Origin of the sequence: Streptomyces sp. CAU 1734 (assembly GCF_039888735.1) — a bacterium.
GTDB lineage: Bacteria > Actinomycetota > Actinomycetes > Streptomycetales > Streptomycetaceae > Streptomyces.
In genome coordinates this window covers 517729-537575 of record NZ_JBDQQP010000002.1, presented here as the reverse complement: position 1 = coordinate 537575, position 19847 = coordinate 517729, and the positions used below count along the sequence as shown (strand labels likewise).

The 19847-nt window shown below is 72.3% G+C and carries 13 protein-coding genes; 12 read left to right on the top strand and 1 reads right to left on the bottom strand.

Going from position 1 to position 19847, the window contains the following annotated elements:
* Positions 1–30 precede the first annotated feature (30 nt).
* From AAFN69_RS06000 to AAFN69_RS05955, 10 genes are all read left to right on the top strand, one after another.
* Complete coding sequence (locus AAFN69_RS06000; protein WP_347727214.1) at positions 31–1548, top strand: CYTH and CHAD domain-containing protein; 1518 nt, start codon at positions 31–33, stop codon at positions 1546–1548.
* A gap of 397 nt (positions 1549–1945) precedes the next feature.
* Positions 1946–3877 (top strand): TIGR03960 family B12-binding radical SAM protein, encoded by a 1932-nt coding sequence (locus AAFN69_RS05995; protein WP_347727213.1) that lies wholly within the window; start codon positions 1946–1948, stop codon positions 3875–3877.
* Between the two features lie 116 nt (positions 3878–3993).
* Positions 3994–5055 carry a hypothetical protein gene (locus AAFN69_RS05990; RefSeq protein ID WP_347727212.1) on the top strand — a complete coding sequence of 354 codons (1062 nt, stop codon included), beginning with the start codon at positions 3994–3996 and terminating at the stop codon, positions 5053–5055.
* Positions 5056–5193: 138 nt separating this feature from the next.
* On the top strand, positions 5194–5949 hold the full coding sequence (locus AAFN69_RS05985; RefSeq protein WP_347727211.1) for a TIGR03936 family radical SAM-associated protein: 756 nt from the start codon (positions 5194–5196) through the stop codon (positions 5947–5949).
* A gap of 280 nt (positions 5950–6229) precedes the next feature.
* Positions 6230–10492, top strand: coding sequence for an Rne/Rng family ribonuclease (locus AAFN69_RS05980; protein WP_347727210.1), 4263 nt, complete (start codon positions 6230–6232; stop codon positions 10490–10492).
* Positions 10493–10870: 378 nt separating this feature from the next.
* Entirely contained in the window at positions 10871–11986 is a 1116-nt protein-coding gene (locus tag AAFN69_RS05975; RefSeq protein ID WP_347727209.1) for a DegT/DnrJ/EryC1/StrS family aminotransferase, read from the top strand.
* A complete protein-coding gene (locus AAFN69_RS05970) occupies positions 11983–13008 on the top strand; it encodes a Gfo/Idh/MocA family oxidoreductase (protein ID WP_347727208.1) in 1026 nt (341 codons plus the stop codon). The genes AAFN69_RS05975 and AAFN69_RS05970 overlap by 4 nt, the downstream gene beginning before the upstream one ends.
* Before the next feature lie 281 nt (positions 13009–13289).
* The gene (locus AAFN69_RS05965; RefSeq protein WP_347727207.1) at positions 13290–14882 is read left to right on the top strand and encodes a glycosyltransferase family 4 protein; all 1593 of its coding nucleotides are present in this window, start codon (positions 13290–13292) and stop codon (positions 14880–14882) included.
* 1 nt (position 14883) lies between these two features.
* Complete coding sequence (locus AAFN69_RS05960) at positions 14884–16521, top strand: glycosyltransferase family 2 protein (protein ID WP_347727206.1); 1638 nt, start codon at positions 14884–14886, stop codon at positions 16519–16521.
* A gap of 4 nt (positions 16522–16525) precedes the next feature.
* Entirely contained in the window at positions 16526–17809 is a 1284-nt protein-coding gene (locus AAFN69_RS05955; RefSeq protein WP_347727205.1) for a nucleotide sugar dehydrogenase, read from the top strand.
* Positions 17810–18296: 487 nt separating this feature from the next.
* Here the strand turns inward: AAFN69_RS05955 and AAFN69_RS05950 are convergent, their stop codons facing one another.
* Positions 18297–18896 carry an acyltransferase gene (locus tag AAFN69_RS05950; protein WP_347727204.1) on the bottom strand — a complete coding sequence of 200 codons (600 nt, stop codon included), beginning with the start codon at positions 18894–18896 and terminating at the stop codon, positions 18297–18299.
* A 278-nt stretch (positions 18897–19174) separates the two neighbouring features.
* Here AAFN69_RS05950 and rplU point away from each other — a divergent pair, with 278 nt between their 5' ends.
* Both rplU and rpmA read left to right on the top strand, forming a co-directional pair.
* Positions 19175–19495, top strand: coding sequence for a 50S ribosomal protein L21 (rplU, locus tag AAFN69_RS05945; RefSeq protein WP_347727203.1), 321 nt, complete (start codon positions 19175–19177; stop codon positions 19493–19495).
* A 14-nt stretch (positions 19496–19509) separates the two neighbouring features.
* A complete protein-coding gene (gene rpmA / locus AAFN69_RS05940) occupies positions 19510–19767 on the top strand; it encodes a 50S ribosomal protein L27 (protein ID WP_347727202.1) in 258 nt (85 codons plus the stop codon).
* Positions 19768–19847: the final 80 nt, after the last annotated feature.

Here is a 19847-nt window from a genome sequence, read left to right as displayed (position 1 = left end):
CCGGCCGCCCCGGCGGACTAGATTCGGTTCATGGCGGACACCAAACGAGAAATCGAGCGGAAGTACGAAGCCACCCCCGACACCCGGCTGCCGGATCTCTCCCGTGTAACCGGGGTATCGGCCGTCCTCGACCTGGGCACGGCCGAGCTGGACGCGGTCTACCACGACACGGCCGATCTGCGGCTCGCCGCGGCCTCCATCACCCTGCGGCGCCGCACCGGCGGCGGCGACGCCGGCTGGCACCTCAAGCTCCCCGTCGCCCCCGGTGTGCGCGACGAGATCACCGCGCCCCTCTCCGACAGCCTCCCGCGCGCCCTCGCCGCGCTCGTCCGGGCCCGCGTCCGGGGCGCCGGGATCGGCCCCGTCGTACGGCTCCGCTCCTCCCGCGCCGTCCACCATCTCGTGGACGCCGACGGCACCCTGCTGGCCGAGGTCAGCCGGGACGCCGTCCGCGCGGAACGCCTCACCGGCCCCGACCGGCCCACCGCGGCCTGGGACGAGATCGAGATCGAACTCGGCGACGACCGGGACCCGGCCTTTCTCGACCTGGTCGCCAGGAAATTCCGCAAAGCCGGGATCCAGCCCTCGGCCGCCCCCTCCAAACTGGCCCGCGCCCTCGCCGAAACCGGTCTGGAACCCCCCGTCCGCCCCACCCCCGAACCCCACGACGCGGGCGGCCACCTCCTCGCCTACCTCCGCGAACAGTCCGAGGCGCTGCTCTCCCACGACCCCGCCGTCCGCCGCGACCTGCCCGATTCCGTCCACCAGATGCGGGTGGCCACCCGCAGGCTGCGCAGCGCCTTCCGCTCCTACCGCAGGCTGCTCGACCGGTCCGTCACCGACCCGATCGGCGAGGAGCTGAAATGGCTCGCCGGGGAGCTGGGCGTCGCCCGCGACCAGGAAGTCCTCACCGAACGCCTCCGCGCCGGGCTCGACGCCCTGCCCCGCACCCTGCTCCTCGGCCCGGTCCGGGGCCGGCTCCGGATCTGGTCCGCCGCGCACGGCTCCGGCGCCCGCCGCAGGGCCCTCACCACCCTGGACAGCCGGCGCTACCGGGCCCTGCTGGACTCCCTGGACGCGCTCCTCGCCGACCCGCCCCTGCTGAAGCCCGCCGGCGCCCCCGCCGAGCGCGCCCTCCCCCGGGCGATCCGCAAGGACTTCGACCGCCTCGCCGCCCGGATCGACCACGCCCTCGCCCTCCCGCCGGGCCCGGACCGCGACCTCGCCATGCACGACGCCCGCAAGGCCGCCAAACGGGTGCGGTACGCGGGGGAGGCGGCCGTCCCCGCCCTGGGGAAGCCGGCGAAGCGCTTCGCCAGGCGGATGAAGTCCGTGCAGAGCCTGCTGGGCGACCACCAGGACAGTGTGGTCGCCCGTGACACGCTGCGGGACCTGGGCATCCAGTCGCATGCGGCGGGGGAGTCGGCCTTCACCTGGGGCCTGCTCCACGCCCGGGAACAGTCCGCGGCGGATGCGCGCGAGGCCGAACTCCCGGCGACGTGGTCCCGCGCCGCGGACCCCGCCCTGCGCGCGGCCCTGGGCGAGTAGCTTCGCCCTCTCCCCTGGCGGGGCGCGCGACCGTGCCGCCCCGCCGGGCGGTGGCTTTTCCCGGGCGGGGTGCGCAAACGTGCCGGTTTCACCCCGTCCTGTGGTGACCCTTCCCGCGAGGGTGCGCAAAATCAGCCCGTCCGGCGATTGAGGACATGCCCGCAGGGTGTGCGCGTAAGCCGTCGGAGCCGCGGCCGGGCGGCAGGGCGGAACCCTTCCGTTCCGTCCGGCGTGCTGACGCGCACGGCCTCCGGCCGTGTCCTCAATCGCCGGACGGGCTGGAATTCGGGCACCTCGCCCAGGCGAGGCGGGCCGGGGCACCCGTCCGTACCCTTCACCCGCCCGGAGGGCGTTACGCTGGAGAGTCACTCCCCTGCCAGCCCACGAAAGCCCCGAGATGCCTGCCGCTGAATCGGTCTTCCCACAGCTCGAAGCTCTGCTCCCGCATGTGCAGAAGCCCATCCAGTACGTCGGCGGTGAGCTCAACTCCACCGTCAAGCCCTGGGACGAGTGCGATGTCCGCTGGGCGCTGATGTACCCCGACGCGTACGAGGTCGGTCTCCCCAACCAGGGCGTCATGATCCTTTACGAGGTGCTCAACGAGCGCGAGGGCGTACTCGCCGAGCGCACCTACAGCGTCTGGCCCGACCTCGAGGAGCTGATGCGCGAGCACCGCGTACCGCAGTTCACCGTGGACAGCCACCGCCCCGTCGGCGCCTTCGACGTGTTCGGCCTGAGCTTCTCCACGGAGCTCGGCTACACCAACATGCTCACCGCACTGGATCTCGCCGGCATTCCCCTGGAGGCCCGCAACCGCACCGTCGACGACCCGATCGTCCTCGCGGGCGGCCACGCGGCCTTCAACCCGGAGCCCATCGCCGAATTCATCGACTGCGCGGTCATCGGCGACGGGGAGCAGGCCGTCCTCGACATGACCGAGATCATCCGCGCCTGGAAGGCGGAGGGCCGCCCCGGCGGCCGCGAGGAGGTGCTCTTCCGGCTGGCGCGGACCGGCGGCGTGTACGTCCCCGGCTTCTACGACGTGGAGTATCTGCCGGACGGCCGCATCGGCCGCGTCGTCCCCAACAGATCGGGCGTCCCGTGGCGGGTGTCGAAGCACACCGTCATGGACCTGGACGAGTGGCCCTACCCCAAGCAGCCCCTCGTCCCGCTCGCCGAGACCGTCCACGAGCGGATGTCCGTGGAGATCTTCCGCGGCTGCACCCGCGGCTGCCGTTTCTGCCAGGCCGGCATGATCACGCGTCCCGTACGGGAGCGAAGCATCACCGGCATCGGCGAGATGGTGGAGAAGGGCCTCAAGGCGACCGGCTTCGAGGAGGTCGGCCTGCTCTCGCTCTCCAGCGCCGACCACAGCGAGATCGGCGACATCGCCAAGGGCCTCGCGGACCGGTACGAAGAGGACAAGATCGGCCTCTCGCTGCCCTCCACCCGGGTCGACGCCTTCAATGTCGACCTGGCCAATGAGCTGACCCGCAACGGCCGCCGCTCCGGTCTCACCTTCGCCCCCGAGGGCGGCTCCGAGCGGATGCGCAAGGTCATCAACAAGATGGTCTCGGAGGAGGACCTGATCCGTACCGTCTCCACGGCGTACGGAAACGGCTGGCGGCAGGTGAAGCTGTACTTCATGTGCGGCCTGCCCACCGAGACCGATGACGATGTGCTCCAGATCGGTGACATGGCGGTCAATGTCATCGCCAAGGGCCGCGAGGTCTCCGGCTCCCAGGACATCCGCTGCACCGTCTCCATCGGCGGTTTCGTGCCCAAGCCGCACACCCCCTTCCAGTGGGCGCCGCAGCTCAGCGCGGAGGAGACGGACGCCCGGCTGGGCAAGCTCCGCGACAAGATCCGCGGCGACAAGAAGTACGGCCGCTCGATCGGCTTCCGCTACCACGACGGGAAGCCGGGCATCGTGGAGGGACTGCTCTCCCGCGGTGACCGCCGGGTCGGCGCCGTCATCCGCGCCGTCTACGAGGACGGCGGCCGGTTCGACGGCTGGCGCGAGCACTTCAGCTACGACCGCTGGATGAAGTGCGCCGAGCAGACCCTCCCCGACACCGGGGTGGACGTCGCCTGGTACACCACCCGCGAGCGCACCTACGAGGAAGTCCTGCCCTGGGACCACCTGGACTCCGGTCTGGACAAGGACTGGCTCTGGGAGGACTGGCAGGACGCCCTCGACGAGACCGAGGTCGAGGACTGCCGCTGGACGCCCTGCTTCGACTGCGGTGTCTGCCCTCAGCTCGACCTGGACATCCAGATCGGCCCGACGGGCAAGAAACTGCTCCCCCTGAGCGTCGTCAACAAGTAGCGGCACCCGCGCGGGCCCGGTCACCCGCGGAAAGGTGACCGGGCCCGCTCGCGTCCGGCCGGAAAACAGTGGCCGGATCTGGGATCCGTACAGATGTCCGAAGCGTCATGAGTGACATGGCCGATTCGCACAGCGCGGTACCCCCGTCCCCGCCCGCCCGGCGTGCCGACCCCGGCGGGCAGGGCGGGGGATGCCTCGCCGCCGCGGTCCGGATACCCGTACGCGTCGTGGTGCTGGTCATCGTCGTCCCCGTACGGATCGTCTGGGATCTCCTCGCGGTCGCGGGCCGGGCGCTCGGCCGCGTACTGCTGCGACCGCTGGGCCGCGCCGCGGGATGGGCGTACGAACAGCTCCTCGTCCCCGTCGGCCGCGCCCTGATGTGGACGCTCCGCGTCACCGCGAAGCTGATCCTGGTCTGGCCGTGGGCCGGCCTCTGGCGCCATCTGCTGGTGCCCCTGTGGACCCACGGTGTGGTCCTGCTCTCCTGGACCCACCGGCATCTCCTCGCCCCGTGCGGCCGGGGGATCGCCCGGCTCGCCGGGAACGCCCTGCTCCCCGTCCTGCGGTACCTCCTCGTCATCCCGTCCGTCTGGTTCCTCCGGCAGGTCCTCGTCCCGCTCCAGCGGGGCTTCACCCGGCTGATGGAGCGGCTCTTCGACGTGCTGTGGGCCGGACTGAGCTGGTCCGCCGTCAATCTGCTGTGGAAGCCCGCCGCATGGGTCGTGCGGCAGGTCCTCGCCCCGCCCCTGAGACTGCTCTGGCGGTACGTCCTCAAACCCCTCGGCCGGGAGACCCTGGACGCCCTCGAGGTGACCTGGCGCATCGCGGGGAAGCTCTCCCACGCCCTCGCCGCCGCGCTCGCGTGGCTCCTGCTGCGCCCCGCCCGGTGGTTCTACCGGAACATCTGCACCCCCGTCGGGCACATCGTCCGCGATCAGCTGTGGCGGCCCGCGAAACAGGCCGCGATCGAAGCGGGCCGGGCCGGCCGCTCCGCACTGCGGGCGGCCCGCGAAACCGTCCGCCGGGCACTGCGGACGGCCCCGTGGCGACCGGGCGGCGAGCCCGCCGGCTCCCCGCCCGTGGAACCGGCGGCGCGCGCGGAGCGTACTCTGGGTAGTACAACGACTGTCCCCGGCGCGACGGCCGGGCCCGAGATCTCCCTCCGGAAGCGGGGCTGAGCCGGGCAGGCCCGCACGGGGCACCCCGCGTTTCGCATAGTCAGACAGCCAGAGGGCAGGCGCGTGCGCGCCGCCCCGCACCGAGGAGAAGAACCACTGGGCAAGCGACAGCCCGAAGGCCCGCCGCCCGCACCCGCGGTGCAGCGCATCCGACTGCGCTACACCAAGCGCGGCCGCCTCCGGTTCACCAGCCACCGTGACTTCCAGCGCGCCTTCGAGCGGGCGCTGCGCCGCGCCGATGTGCCCATGGCGTACTCGGCGGGCTTCACCCCGCACCCGAAGGTGTCGTACGCCAATGCCGCACCCACCGGCACGGGCAGCGAGGCCGAGTATCTGGAGATCGCCCTCACGGCCCACCGCGACCCCGCCGAGCTGCGCGACCTGCTCAATGAGTCACTGCCGGACGGGCTCGACATCACCGACGCCGTGGAGGCCCGCACCACGGGACTCGCCGACCGGCTGACCGCTTCCGTCTGGGAGCTCAGGCTCGACAAGGTCGAGAGCGAGGACGCGGAGAAAGCCGCCGCCGCCTTCCTCGCGGCCGAGACCGTCGACGTCCAGCGCAGGACGAAGAACGGCATGCGCACCTTCGACTCGCGTGGAGCCGTGGTGGAGCTCCGGGTGCTTCCGCCGCAGCCTGATAGGCCCGGGGCGGGCCCCTGTGCGATACTGCGCCTGGTTGTTCGGCACGTAACGCCTGCCGTGCGACCCGACGACGTCCTGTCCGGTCTCCGCGCTGTGGCCGACCTGGCGCCGCCGGTCCCCGCAGCGGTGACCAGGCTGGCGCAGGGGCTCTTCGACGAGGAGTCCGGCACGGTGACCGACCCGCTCGCGCTCGACCGCGAGGCAGTTCCGGCCGCTGCACCCACAGCCGCCGGTACGCCTTCCCCCTAGCTCAGCCAGGGGAAACCCCGCGACGGCGCCGGATGGTCCCGCCGCGCTCACAGGCAGTCGTTGCAGCGCAGCCCTGGCACTCGGGAGCCACCTGGGTCGGGCCGCGCCCAACCACACAAGACTTTCGCCAGGCCGTGCGTACATCGCGTACGGAACCGGCGAGCCAGACACCAGAGCTCCCGTGCGGCGGCCGCGCCCCGGACAGCGGGCCCGCACATCAGCGGGCCAGGCTGGACCGTGAGCGCGTACGCCCGGGAGCGTGACGGGAGAACCGCCCGCAATGCACGCGTCCACTGAACCCGGTACGTCCGGGGACATCCCCGCAGAGAACACCTCCCCCAGCGACACCCTGCCGCCGCGCCGCCGCCGCAGGGCCGCGTCGCGTCCGGCCGGTCCGCCGGGCGGGGCCGTCCAGGCCGCCGAGCCGGAGACCGCGCCGGCCGCCGCATCCACTTCCTCCTCCGCTTCCGACGCTTCCGAGGAGACGCCGGCCGAGGCGCCGGCGCCGCGTGCCCGTCGCCGGGCGACGCGTGCGGTGAGTGCTCCGGAGGCCGTGGAGACCGCCCCGGCCGCCGAGACCGCCGAGGCTCCGGCCGTGGAGGAGGCTCCCGCGCCGCGCAAGCGCCGTCGTGCCTCCGCCCCCGCCGGTGCGCCCGCCGCCGAGACCGCCCCGGCCGCCGAGACCGCCGCCGAGGAGGCCCCCGCTCCGGCCACCCGCCGCCGGGCCACCCGCAAGACCGCTGCCGCCGCCGAGGCCCCCGCCCCGGCCGGCACTCCCGTGCCCGAGGAGACACCGGCCGAGGCGCCGGCGCCGCGTGCCCGTCGCCGGGCGACGCGTGCGGTGAGTGCTCCGGAGGCCGTCGAGGCCGCCCCGGCCGCCGAGGCTCCGGCCGTGGAGGAGGCTCCCGCGCCGCGCAAGCGCCGTCGTGCCTCCGCCCCCGCCGGTGCGCCCGCCGCCGAGACCGCCGCATCCACTTCCGCTTCCGTTTCCGGGCAGGCGACCGAGCGGGCAACCGAGCCGGTGGCCGCACAGGCCCCCGTACAGGCACCCGCCGAGACGCCCGCGGAGACCTCCGCCCCCCGTGCCCGCCGCCGCGCCACGCGCGCCGTCAGCGCACCGGAGCCGGCCGCCGCCGAGGCCCCCGCCGCCGAGGAGAGCGCCGAGACCGCGCCCGAGGAGGCGCCCGCGCCGCGCTCCCGCCGCCGGGCCACCCGCAAGACCACCGCGTCCGCCCCGGCCGGCACGGGCGAGAGCCTGCCCCGCGACACCGTCACCGAGATCGCCTCCGAGCAGGCCGAGGACGACGTCGCCGCCGCCGAGAAGGCCGCCACCCGCGGCCGCGGCCGCCGCCGCGCCGTCTCCACCCCCGAATTCACCGCCAAGCGCAGCGACGACACCAGCCCGCGCCGCGCCGCGCGGCCCGCCGTCGCCGTCTTCCAGGCCCCGGTCTTCACCGAGCCGATGTTCCAGACCCCGGAGACGGCCGCCGCCGCTGCCGCCGCCGCGGCGGACGCGGAGGACGACCTCGACGAGGACGGTTACACCGACAGCGCCGACTACACCGCCGTCGAGCCGGCCGCCGGGGCCCCCGCCCCGGTGGAGACCCCCGAGGCCCCCGCGGCCGAGGCGCCCGCCGCGCAGGGCGGCCGTCGCCGTCGCCGCCGCCGGGGTGAGCAGGCCGAGCCGGCCGAGGCCGCCCCCGTGCGCACCGCCGAGGTCCCGGCCGCCGAGCCGGAGGCCGAGCCCGAGCAGGCCGAGCTCCACGAGGCCGAGGACCAGGACGAGCAGGACGGCGACCGTCCCTCGCGCCGCCGCCGCCGAGGTGGCCGCCGCCGTCGCCGCGGCGAGGCCGCCGACAGCGACGAGGGCTTCGAGGAGAGCACCGAGGAGCCCGCGGCCGCCGCCGCCGAGCCCCGCGGTGAGGCCGACGACGACGCCGACGACGACCACGACGAGGACGGCCACGGGGCCCAGGACGAGGCCGGCGGGAGCGGCAGCTCCAGCAGCCGTCGCCGCCGTCGCCGCCGCCGTCGCAGCGGTGAGCCCGCCGCCGAGGACGAGCAGAGCACCGGGGACCCCGAGCGCACCGTCGTGAAGGTCCGCGAGCCGCGCGCCGCCCGGGTCCGCGGCGACGAGGCGTCCGACTTCCAGGACGCCGTCCAGTCCATCAAGGGCTCCACCCGCCTGGAGGCCAAGAAGCAGCGCCGCCGCGAGGGCCGCGAGCAGGGCCGCCGCCGCGTCCCGATCATCACCGAGGCCGAGTTCCTCGCCCGCCGCGAGGCCGTCGAGCGCGTCATGGTCGTACGCCAGAGCGGCGAGCGCACCCAGATCGGCGTCCTCGAGGACAACGTGCTGGTCGAGCACTACGTCAACAAGGAGCAGTCGACGTCCTACGTCGGCAATGTCTACCTGGGCAAGGTGCAGAACGTCCTCCCCTCCATGGAGGCCGCGTTCGTCGACATCGGCAAGGGCCGCAACGCCGTCCTGTACGCCGGTGAGGTCAACTTCGAGGCCCTCGGCATGGCCCACGGGCCGCGCCGGATCGAGGCCGCGCTCAAGTCCGGCCAGTCCGTCCTCGTCCAGGTGACGAAGGACCCGATCGGCCACAAGGGCGCCCGCCTCACCAGCCAGGTCTCGCTGCCCGGCCGCTACCTGGTCTATGTGCCCGAGGGCTCGATGACCGGTATCAGCCGCAAGCTGCCCGACACCGAGCGCGCCCGGCTGAAGACCATCCTCAAGAAGATCGTCCCCGAGGACGCGGGCGTGATCGTGCGCACCGCCGCCGAGGGCGCCAGCGAGGACGAGCTGCGCCGCGATGTGGAGCGCCTCCAGTCGCAGTGGGAGGACATCCAGAAGAAGGCGGGCAGCGGCAACGCCCCGACGCTGCTCTACGGCGAGCCGGACATGACCGTCCGGGTCGTCCGCGACATCTTCAACGAGGACTTCTCCAAGGTCATCGTCAGCGGTGACGAGGCGTGGCAGACCATCCACGGCTATGTCGCGCATGTCGCGCCGGACCTGGTCGACCGGCTCAGCCGGTGGACCAGCGAGGTGGACGTCTTCGCGACGTACCGCATCGACGAGCAGCTGATCAAGGCGCTGGACCGGAAGGTCTGGCTGCCCTCCGGCGGCTCGCTGGTCATCGACAAGACCGAGGCCATGATCGTGGTCGACGTCAACACCGGGAAGTTCACCGGCCAGGGCGGCAACCTGGAGGAGACCGTCACCAGGAACAACCTGGAGGCGGCCGAGGAGATCGTGCGCCAGCTGCGGCTGCGCGACCTCGGCGGGATCGTCGTGGTCGACTTCATCGACATGGTCCTGGAGTCCAACCGCGATCTCGTCATGCGCCGGCTGCTGGAGTGCCTCGGCCGGGACCGCACCAAGCACCAGGTGGCCGAGGTCACCTCGCTCGGCCTGGTCCAGATGACCCGCAAGCGGGTGGGCCAGGGCCTGCTGGAGTCCTTCTCCGAGACCTGTGTCCACTGCAACGGCCGCGGTGTGATCGTCCACATGGAGCAGCCGACGTCCATCGGCGGCGGTGGCGGTGGCGGCAAGCGTTCGAAGAAGCGCGGCCGGGGCGGCTCCGAGCAGCCGCACGAGCACGACCACGACCACGAGCTCACCGACTCGGCCCGGGCCGAGACGGAGGCCGAGGTGGCCGCCGAGGCCGCCGCGCCCGTCGCGCTGGAGGAGCCCGCGTTCGTACCGGACGAGGAGCTGTACTCCAGCGCCGCCGAGGCGGAGGCCGCCGCGACGCGTGGCCGCGGCCGTCGCCGGGCGACCCGCCGGGTCTCCGCGCCGAGCGGCGCGCCGAGGTCCGCACGGGACGGGTCCGGCGCGGAGCGCGCGGCGGAGTCCCGGACCGCGCCCGAGCCGGAGCCGGTGGCCGTCGAGGCCGCCCCGGAGCCGGCGGCGGAGACCGCCCCCGAGGCGCCGGCCGCCGTGTCCGTACCCGAGTCCGAGCCGGAGGCGGCCCCCGCGGGCCGCACCCGCCGCCGGGCCACCCGCAAGGCCACGGCCCCGGCCGGCGCGCCGAAGGCCGCCGAGCCCGTCGTCCTGGTGGAGCCGGAGGCGCCCGCCGCGGCCGAGCAGGCACCCGAGGCACCCGCCCCGGAGCCGGAGACCGAGCCGGAGGCGCCGTCCGCGGCGCCGCCGAGGGCCCGTCGCCGGGCCACCCGCAAGGCGACGGCCCCGGCCGGTTCGCCGGCGGGCGCGGAGGACACCACGGTCGTCGTGGTGACCGCCCCGGAGCCGGAGCCGGCCGCCGAGGCCGCCGAGGCTCCCGGCACCCCGGAGGAGGCGGACGCCGAGCCGGCCGCGAAGCCGGCCCGCAAGACCGCCAGGAAGACGGCGGTCAAGAAGACGGCGACCGCCAAGAAGGCACCCGCCAAGGCCGCCGACAAGGCTCCGGCCAAGGCCGCCGCGACCAAGACGGCGGCGAAGAAGACCGCCGCCAAGAAGGCGACGGCGAAGAAGGCACCCGCCAAGAAGACCGCGGCGAAGAAGACCGCCGCATCGGAACCGGCACCGTCGGTATAGGTTCCGCGGCGAACGGGTGAACTGAATATCGTGTGAGGCTTCGGTGAACGAACAACCGATCGCCTCGTAATAAAGCCGTGTCCCATCCCACATCTCCGGGATGGGACACGGCTTTGTCGCAGAACTGATGCAAAAGAGCGTTAACCAGTCCGAAATCGGCCAACAAATCCCTGATAATGTGACGGGCGGTCGCTGCCGGGGGGAGGATTGTATTCCGGACGCTGCGGTGGATGACCGGACCGGTCCGGAACACGACCGGTCCCATCCTCGGTAGGGCGTTGGGCATTGCGCCGACGGGGTGAGCACGGCCTCGCAAGACGCCCGCCACTCCGAACCTCCTGCCACAGACAGCTTTCGCGGTGTTCAAGGAGGACGTCCATGACGACGAGTCAGCAGCCCATTCCCGCTGCCCGCCCGGTCATCGGTGAAGAAGAGATCGAAGCAGCCGTACGGGTGCTGCGCAGCGGCCGGGTCGTACAGGGCCCCGAGGTCGCCGCCTTCGAGGAGAGCTTCTCGGAGCTGGTCGACGGCCGTCACTGCGTCGCGGTGAACTCCGGCACCTCCGCCCTCCACCTCCTGCTCCTGGCCCTCGGCATCGGCCCCGGCGACGAGGTGATCGTCCCCTCCTTCTCCTTCGCCGCCACGGCCAATGTCGTCCGGCTGGTCGGCGCCGACGCCGTCTTCGCCGACATCGAGCCCGACAGCTTCGGTCTCGACCCGGCCGCCGTCGAGGCCGCCATCACCCCGCGCACCGCCGCGATCATGCCCGTCCACCTCTACGGCCACCCCGCCGCGATGGACAAGATCATGGCCATAGCCGCCAAGCACAAGCTCGCCGTGGTCGAGGACGCCTGTCAGTCCCACGCCGCCTCCCTGAACGGAACCCCCGTCGGAGCCTTCGGCGCGGGCGGCACCTTCAGCTTCTACCCGACCAAGAACATGCACTCCCTCGAGGGCGGCATGGTCTCCACGGGTGACGCCGAGATCGCGCGCACCCTGCGCCTGCTGCGCAACCAGGGCATGGAGCAGCGGTACGCCAACGAGATCATCGGTATGAACATGCGGCTCACCGACGTGGCCGCGGCCATCGGGCGGGTACAGCTCTCCAAGCTGAACGGCTGGACCGAGCAGCGCATCGCCAACGCCGCCTACCTCACCGAGCACATCAGCGCACCCGCCGTGACGACCCCCACCGTCGCCGAGGGCGCCCGTCACATCTTCCACCAGTACACGATCCGTGTCCGCGGGGACCGCGACGCCGCCATGGCCGCGCTCACCGAGGCCGGCATCGGCAACGCCGTCTACTACCCGACCCCCATCCACCGGCTGAAGCCGTTCTGGGAGCCGGACCAGAAGGCGGGCCGCAACTGGGACCTGCCCGAGACCGAGAAGGCCGCCGCCGAGGTCGTCTCGCTGCCCGTCCATCCGTCGCTGTCGGCCGCTGACCTGGACCGCATCGTCGCCGCCGTGAACGATCTTGGAGAGAACCTGTGACCACCGGGGGAGCCCAGCAGCTGCGGGCCGGCCTGATCGGCCTCGGCTCGATGGGCCGGCACCACGCCCGTGTCCTCGCCTCGCTCGACGGTGTCCACTTCGTGGGCGTCGTGGACCCGATGGGCGACAAGAACGGCTGGGCGCAGGGCGCCCCCGTCCTGTCGACCGTGGACGAGCTGATAGCGCTCGGCATCGACTACGCGGTGGTCGCCTGCCCGACCGCGCTCCACGAGGAAGTCGGCCTCCAGCTCGCGGACGCCGGTATCGGCGCCCTGATCGAGAAGCCGGTCGCCGACACCGTCGAGGGCGCCCGCAAGCTCGTCGACGCCTTCGAGTCCCGCGGCCTGGTCGCCGGAGTCGGCCACATCGAGCGCTGCAACCCCGCGCTGCGCTCGCTGCGGCAGCGGCTGGAGGCCGGCGAGCTGGGCGACGTGTACCAGATCGTCACCCGCCGCCAGGGCCCCTTCCCGCACCGGATCGCCGATGTCGGCGTGGTCAAGGACCTCGCCACCCACGACATCGACCTCACCGGCTGGGTGACCGGCCAGACCTACACCTCCATCGCGGCACGCACCGTCTCGAAGTCGGGCCGCCCCCACGAGGACATGGTCTCCGCCGTCGGCCAGCTCTCCGACGGCACCATGGTCAACCACCTGGTGAACTGGCTGAGCCCGCTCAAGGAGCGGTTCACCTCGGTCACCGGCGAGCGCGGCTGCTTCATCGCCGACACCCTCACCGCCGACCTCACCTTCTACTCCAACGCCGCCCAGGCCACCGAGTGGGAGGCCCTCCAGGCGTTCCGCGGGGTCGCCGAGGGCGACATGATCCGGTACGCCATCCCGAAGCGCGAGCCGCTCCTCGTCGAGCACGAGCTCTTCCGGGACGCGATGCTCGGCAAGTCCGACGAGATCTGCACCCTGCGCCAGGGTCTGCGTACAGTCGAGGTGGCGGCGGCGGTACTGCGTTCCGCGGCCGAGGGAACCACCGTCCGTCTCGACGACCGCGACGGCGGAGCTGCCTGACCCACGGCGACGGCAAGGCCGTACGGATTGCCCGCGATCAGAGGGCATCCGTACGGCCCGCTCATTCGTCTAGTTGACGGGTCGGGTACCCACCGCGGAAGCGGTGGAGCCGTACCGGGCCCGTCCCCGGGCCTCCGCGAGGGGGCGAAGGGGAAGCCCAGCTCTGTGTTCCATCCGAAGGGAAGTACGCGAGGGGAGACCTTCCCCGCGTACCACGACGGAAACCGGACCGCGCGGGTCTGGGTGACTTCCTCAAGTGATTGGTTCCAGAAAGGCTGTTCATGGAAATGCAGAGTGCGGAGACGCCCCGCCCGACCAAGGGCCGGGTCGTCATGCTCGTGGCCAACAAGGTCGAGGGCGACTCGCGCGTGCAGAAGACCGCCGAGTCCGCCGCGGCGGCGGGCTGGGACGTCGTGCTCATCGGGTTCGTCCGCACTGCCGCGCAGGCCCGCACCTGGAAGCTCGGCGACGCCGAGGTGCGGCTCATCCCGATGAAGACGCCCCTCTCCCGGCGCCACGCCGAGCGCCACCGCTCGCTGCTGCGCAAGCCGCTGGCGTACCCGCCGGGCCCCATGGCCGCCTATCGCCGCCAGTGGGCCAAGGCATGGCGTGCCGACATCGCCACCCGCAAGGCCGCCCTCCGCGTCCTGCCGCAGGCCGTCGGCTCCCCCCTCTTCCGCAAGACCGAGAAGGCCCGGCTGGTCGTCGCCGGACCGGTCTCCCGCATCGTGCAGAAGTGGATCAGCGTCCGCAGCAAGCAGACCGCCGAGGCCCGCAAGGCCGGACGCGCGCTGCGCGGACCCGTGGACCGCGCCTTCACCTCCTCCTGGACGGCGCTCAAGGGCAACCGCGCCTGGCGCCGGCTGGAGCCCTCGCTGTGGGACTTCGAGCTCGCCTACTGCAAAGAGATCGACTCGCTCGAACCCGACATCATCCACGCCCACGACTTCCGCATGATCGGCGTCGGCGCCCGCGCCACCGTCCGCGCCCGCGCGGCCGGCCGCCAGGTCAAGCTGGTCTGGGACGCCCACGAGTACCTCCCCGGTGTCCGCCCCTGGCAGGACAACGGCCGCTGGCTCCCGGGCAACATCGCCCAGGAGGCCGAGTACGTCCCGTACGCGGACGCCATCGTCACCGTCTCCGAGGGCCTGGGGGACTGGCTGGTCGACCGGCACGGCCTCAAGGAACAGCCGACGGTCGTCCTCAACGCCCCGTACAAGCCCATCGCGCCGGGCGAGACCTCCGTCGTCGCCGGTGACACCGAGCCCGTCCCGGACCTGCGCGAGCTGTGCGGCATCGGCCCGGACGTCCCGCTGGTCGTCTACAGCGGTGTCCCCGGACCCCAGCGCGGTCTCGGTGACATGGTGGAGACGCTGCCGCTGCTGGACGATGTGCACATGGTGTTCGTCGCGCCCAACCCGCCGCCGGCCTATGTCGTCGGCCTCCAGCAGCGCGCCGAGGAGCTCGGCGTGGGGGACAGGCTGCACGTGGTGCCGTATGTGCCGCACTGGCAGGTGGTCCGCTTCCTGTCCGCCGCCGACATCGGCTGCATCCCGATCCACCACTGGCCCAACCACGAGATCGCGCTGATCACCAAGTTCTTCGAGTACTCGCACGCCCGGCTGCCGCTGGTCGTCAGCGATGTGAAGACCATGTCCGAGATGGTGAACACCACCGGTCAGGGCGAGGTCTTCACCGCGGAGGACCCCGCCGACCTGGCGCGCGCGATCCGCAGAGTGCTGGCCGACCCCCAGCGCTACAAGGCCGCCTACGACAAGCCGGGCCTGCTCGACGACTGGACCTGGGAAGCCCAGGCCGAGGTGCTGGACAAGCTCTACACCCGGCTGATGCCGGGTCGTGGCCCCGGGGCGTGACATGACGACCACCCCGGATGTCACCGTCGTCGTCGCCGTCTACAACACGATGCCCTACCTGACGGAGTGCCTGAACTCCCTCGTCGGGCAGAGCATCGGCCTGGACCGGCTGGAGGTCGTGGCCGTCGATGACGGATCCACCGACGACAGCGGTGCTGAGCTGGATCGTTTCGCCGAACGCCACCCCGGCGTCTTCAAGGTCGTGCACCAGCCGAATTCGGGTGGTCCGGCCGCGCCGAGCAACCGGGCTCTGGAGCTGGCCACCGGCCGCTATGTCTATTTCATAGGGTCCGACGACCATCTGGGCCCGGAGGCACTGGCCCGGATGGTCGGCTACGCCGACGAGCACGGCTCCGACATCGTCGTCGGCAAGATGGTCGGCACCAACGGCCGCTATGTCCACCAGGCGCTCTACAAGGAGTCCGCCCCGGACATCAGCCTCTTCGACTCGGCGCTCCCCTTCACGCTGGCGAACACCAAACTGTTCCGCCGGCAGCTCGTCGAGCGGCACAAGCTGCGCTTCCCGGAGGACATGCCGGTCGGCAGCGACCAGCCGTTCACCATCGAGGCGTGTGTCCGGGCCCGCAAGATCTCGGTGCTCGCCGACTACACCTGTTACTACGCGGTCAAGCGCGGTGACTCCAGCAACATCACCTACCGCGCCGACCATCTGGCCCGGCTGCGCTGTGCCGCGCGGATCATGCACCACGCGGCCGAGCTGGTCGAGCCCGGCCCCGACCGGGACACCCTCTTCGAGCGCCACTTCACCTGGGAGCTCGCCAAGCTGGTGCAGGACGACTTCCCCGCACTGGACTCGCTGACCCGGCACCGGGTGTGCGCCGGGATCGCCGAGCTGGCCGACAAGTACCTCACCGACCCGCTGCGCGCCAAGCTGCCGGTGCAGCGCCGGGTCAGGCTGAGCCTGGCCCAGCTCGGGGCGGTCGACCAGCTCGTCCGGGCGATCGAGGACGAGACGTCGAACGGTCCGGTCTTCCTGCTGGAGGGCGACCGGGCGTACATCCCGTACGCGGGCTTCCGCGAACCGCTGGTCAATCTCCCCGACACCGTCTTCGAACTGGCCGGCGAGTCGGTCCCGGGCCGGCTGGCCGCCGGTACCCGGCTGCTGGACTCCCGGTGGGAGCAGAACGGCGACGATCTGTTCCTCTCCATGGCGATACGGGTGCCCGTCACGGAGCCGGCCGGGACCGGCGGGGACTCCGTCGCCCTCGTCCGGCTGATGAAGGACACCTTCCCCAAGTCCGGCAACAAGGCGGGCGCCCGCCGGCTCCCCGCCGGCCATGAACTGCCCCCGGCCGTGGGCGAGTTCACCCGGGAGCCCGAGCCCGGCGGCGGTACGGGTACGGTGGTGAGGGCCCGCATCCCCATCGCGGCCCGCACCGCCTCACTCGCGGTGCGCGTGTATCTGGAGGTCGCGGGATCGGTGTACGAGATCCCCGTGCCCGCCCGCGGCGAGCCGATGCCGCTCGCCCGGCGCTGGCGCAGCGCCATCCCGTACCGGGTGGCCGCGCGTGTCAATGGCAAGGGCCGGATGGTCATCGTGACCAGTGTGCTGTTCCCGCCCCAGAAGCGATGGTGGCCGCGGGTGCGGTCCCGTCTGGTCCGTGTGAAGAGGAAGTAACCCGTTGAATATCTGTGTAGTAGCGCTCGGCAAGATCGGGCTTCCGCTGGCCGTGCAGTTCGCGGCCAAGGGCCACAAGGTCATCGGCGCCGATGTGAACGAGAAGGTCGTCGAGCTGGTCAACGCCGGCACCGAGCCCTTCCCCGGTGAGCACGACCTGGACCGGCTGCTCAAGGAGACCGTCGGCGCGGGCCTGCTGAGCGCCACCACCGACACCGCCGCGGCCGTCGCGCAGTCCGAGGCCGTCGTGGTCGTCGTCCCGCTCTTCGTGGACGCCGAGGGCACCCCCGACTTCGGCTGGATGGACTCCGCCACCAAGGCCATCGCCAAGGGCCTCAAGCCCGGCACCCTGGTCTCCTACGAGACCACCCTGCCGGTCGGCACCACCCGCACCCGCTGGGCGCCGATGCTGGAGGAGGGCTCCGGCCTCACCGCGGGCGAGGACTTCCACCTGGTCTTCTCCCCGGAGCGGGTCCTCACCGGCCGGGTCTTCGCCGACCTGCGCCGCTACCCCAAGCTGGTCGGCGGCATCGACGACGCGTCCGCGCGCCGCGGTGTCGACTTCTACGAGCAGGTGCTCGACTTCGACGAGCGCGAGGACCTGCCGCGCGCCAATGGCGTCTGGGACCTGGGCACCGCCGAGGCGTCCGAGCTGGCCAAGCTCGCCGAGACCACCTACCGCGATGTCAACATCGGTCTGGCGAACCAGTTCGCCCGGTTCGCCGACAAGAACGACATCGATGTGAAGAAGGTCATCGAGGCCTGCAATTCGCAGCCCTACAGCCACATCCACCAGCCCGGTATCGCGGTCGGCGGCCACTGCATCCCGATCTACCCCCGGATGTACCTGTGGAACGACCCCGAGGCCACCGTGGTCCGCTCGGCGCGCGAGGCGAACGCCGCGATGCCCGAGTACGCCGTCGACCTGCTGGCCGCCGCGTACGGCGACCTCACCGGGGTCGAGGTGCTGGTGCTGGGCGCCGCCTACCGCGGCGGGGTGAAGGAGACCGCGTTCTCCGGCGTCTTCCCGACCGTCGAGGCGCTGGCCGCGCGCGGGGCGATCCCCTTCGTGTCGGACCCGATGTACACCGACGAGGAGCTGACCGCGCACGGCCTCACCCCGCACCGGGGCGAGAAGGTCACCGCGGCGATCCTCCAGGCCGACCACGCCGAGTACCGCGAGCTGGCCGCCGCCGACCTCCCGGACGTCACCGTCCTGGTCGACGGCCGCCGCACCACGGACCCGGCCCGCTGGGAGGGTGTCCGCCGCGTCGTCATCGGCGGCTGACCTTCCTGTCTTCCATACGCCGATGCCCCGGCCGCCCCGAAAGGCGGCCGGGGCATCGGCATGAAGATCGCCGACCTCTCCGAAGCATGAGGCGCGGGGCCGGAATGTCAGCCCCGCCGGCGCTCGGCAGCGAATCCGGTCGCTCTGGTACTGAGGCGCGGGGCGGGAAAATCGTCAGTCCCTCCGGCCTGTGAGGCGGGAGGCGCGAATCCAGCCCCGCCGGAGTGAAGGCGCGGAGCGTAAAAATCAGCCCCGCCGGAGTGAAGGCGCGGGGCCGGAATGTCACCCCCGCCGGAGTGAAGGCGTGGGCCCGGAAAATCAGCCCCTCCGGCGTTTGAGGAGCGGGGTCCGGGGCGGAGCCCCGGGAGGGCCCGCGCCCGGCGGAGAATCCAGCCCCGCCGGCGATTGAGGCGCGGGGCTCGGGGCGGAGCCCCGCAACGCACCCGCACCCGCACCCGCACCCGGCGCCCCCGCCCCCGCCCCACCCCTACGCCCGCAACCCCAGCACCCCGTCCCTCTCCTCGTACACCTCACCCGTCCGCGGGCACTCCCACACCCCCGCCTCACCCTCCCGCTCGACCAGCCGCACACCCGACCGCCCGACCCACCCGATCCGCCGCGCCGGCACCCCGACGACCAGCGCGAAGTCCGGGACGTCCCGGGTCACGACCGCACCCGCGGCGACCATGGCCCAGCGGCCGATCTCCAGCGGGGCGACACAGACCGCGCGGGCGCCGATGGACGCGCCGTCGGCGATCCGCACCCCCACGGCCTCCCAGTCGCCGCCGCGCTTCTGCTGGCCGGAGGGGTCGACCGAGCGGGGGTTGTGGTCATTGGTGAGGACCACCGCGGGGCCGATGAAGACACCGTCGCCGAGCTCGGCGGGCTCGTACACCAGGGCGTAGTTCTGGAGCTTGCAGTTGTCGCCCATCCGCACACCGGTGCCGACATAGGCGCCGCGGCCGATGACACAGCCCTCGCCGAGCCTGGCCTTCTCACGGATCTGGGCGAGCTCCCAGACGCTGCTCCCGGCGCCGATCTCGGCGCTGTCGTCGACCTGGGCGGTGGGCTGGACCCTGTAGTTCACTTCTCTGCCTTCCGGTGCGCGGCTTCGCCCGCTCAGCGTACGGCCCGGTGCTCACGGGCCCGTGAGCAGCCGCCCGGTCGAGCCGGTTTGACCCTCCGCAGTGGGCCCCGTAACCTGGCTCACCGGTGTGTGTCCATACGCGCCCACCCCTGAGCACCTCCCTCCCGGCGGCGTTTCCGCCACGGGAGAGGCCGCTCATCCTCCCGGATCGCCGCAGGCTCGGCCTGTGCGAGCGGCTGGCATCAGGGGGTCCGTTTACGAGCGAGAGTGAGATCCGCGTGTACGCCATCGTGCGCAGCGGTGGCCGCCAGCACAAGGTTGCTGTCGGTGACATCGTTGAGGTTGACAAGATTCCCACCGCCAAGGTTGGCGACACGGTAGAGCTCTCTACCCTGCTCGTTGTCGACGGCGACGCCGTGACCAGCGACCCGTGGGTGCTGGCCGGCATCAAGGTCACGGCCGAGGTCGTGGACCACCACAAGGGCGCGAAGATCGACATCCTTCGCTACAAGAACAAGACCGGCTACCGCCGTCGCCAGGGTCACCGTCAGCAGTACACGGGGATCAAGGTCACCGGCATTCCCGCGGCCGCGAAGTAAGGGACTGAGGAGACATGGCACACAAAAAGGGCGCATCGTCCACCCGGAACGGTCGCGACTCCAATGCCCAGCGGCTCGGCGTGAAGCGCTTCGGCGGTCAGGTCGTCAACGCTGGTGAGATCCTGGTCCGCCAGCGCGGCACCCACTTCCACCCCGGCGCGGGCGTCGGCCGCGGCAGCGACGACACGCTGTTCGCGCTGAACGCCGGTGCGGTCGAGTTCGGCCGGCACCGCGGCCGCAAGGTCGTGAACATCGTTCCGGTCGCCGTCTGATCAAGGACCTTTCGGTCCGGGGCCGTATTCGGCCCCTCACGGCAACCGCGCAATGATTTCTGCGGGTTTTCTGCGGAGGC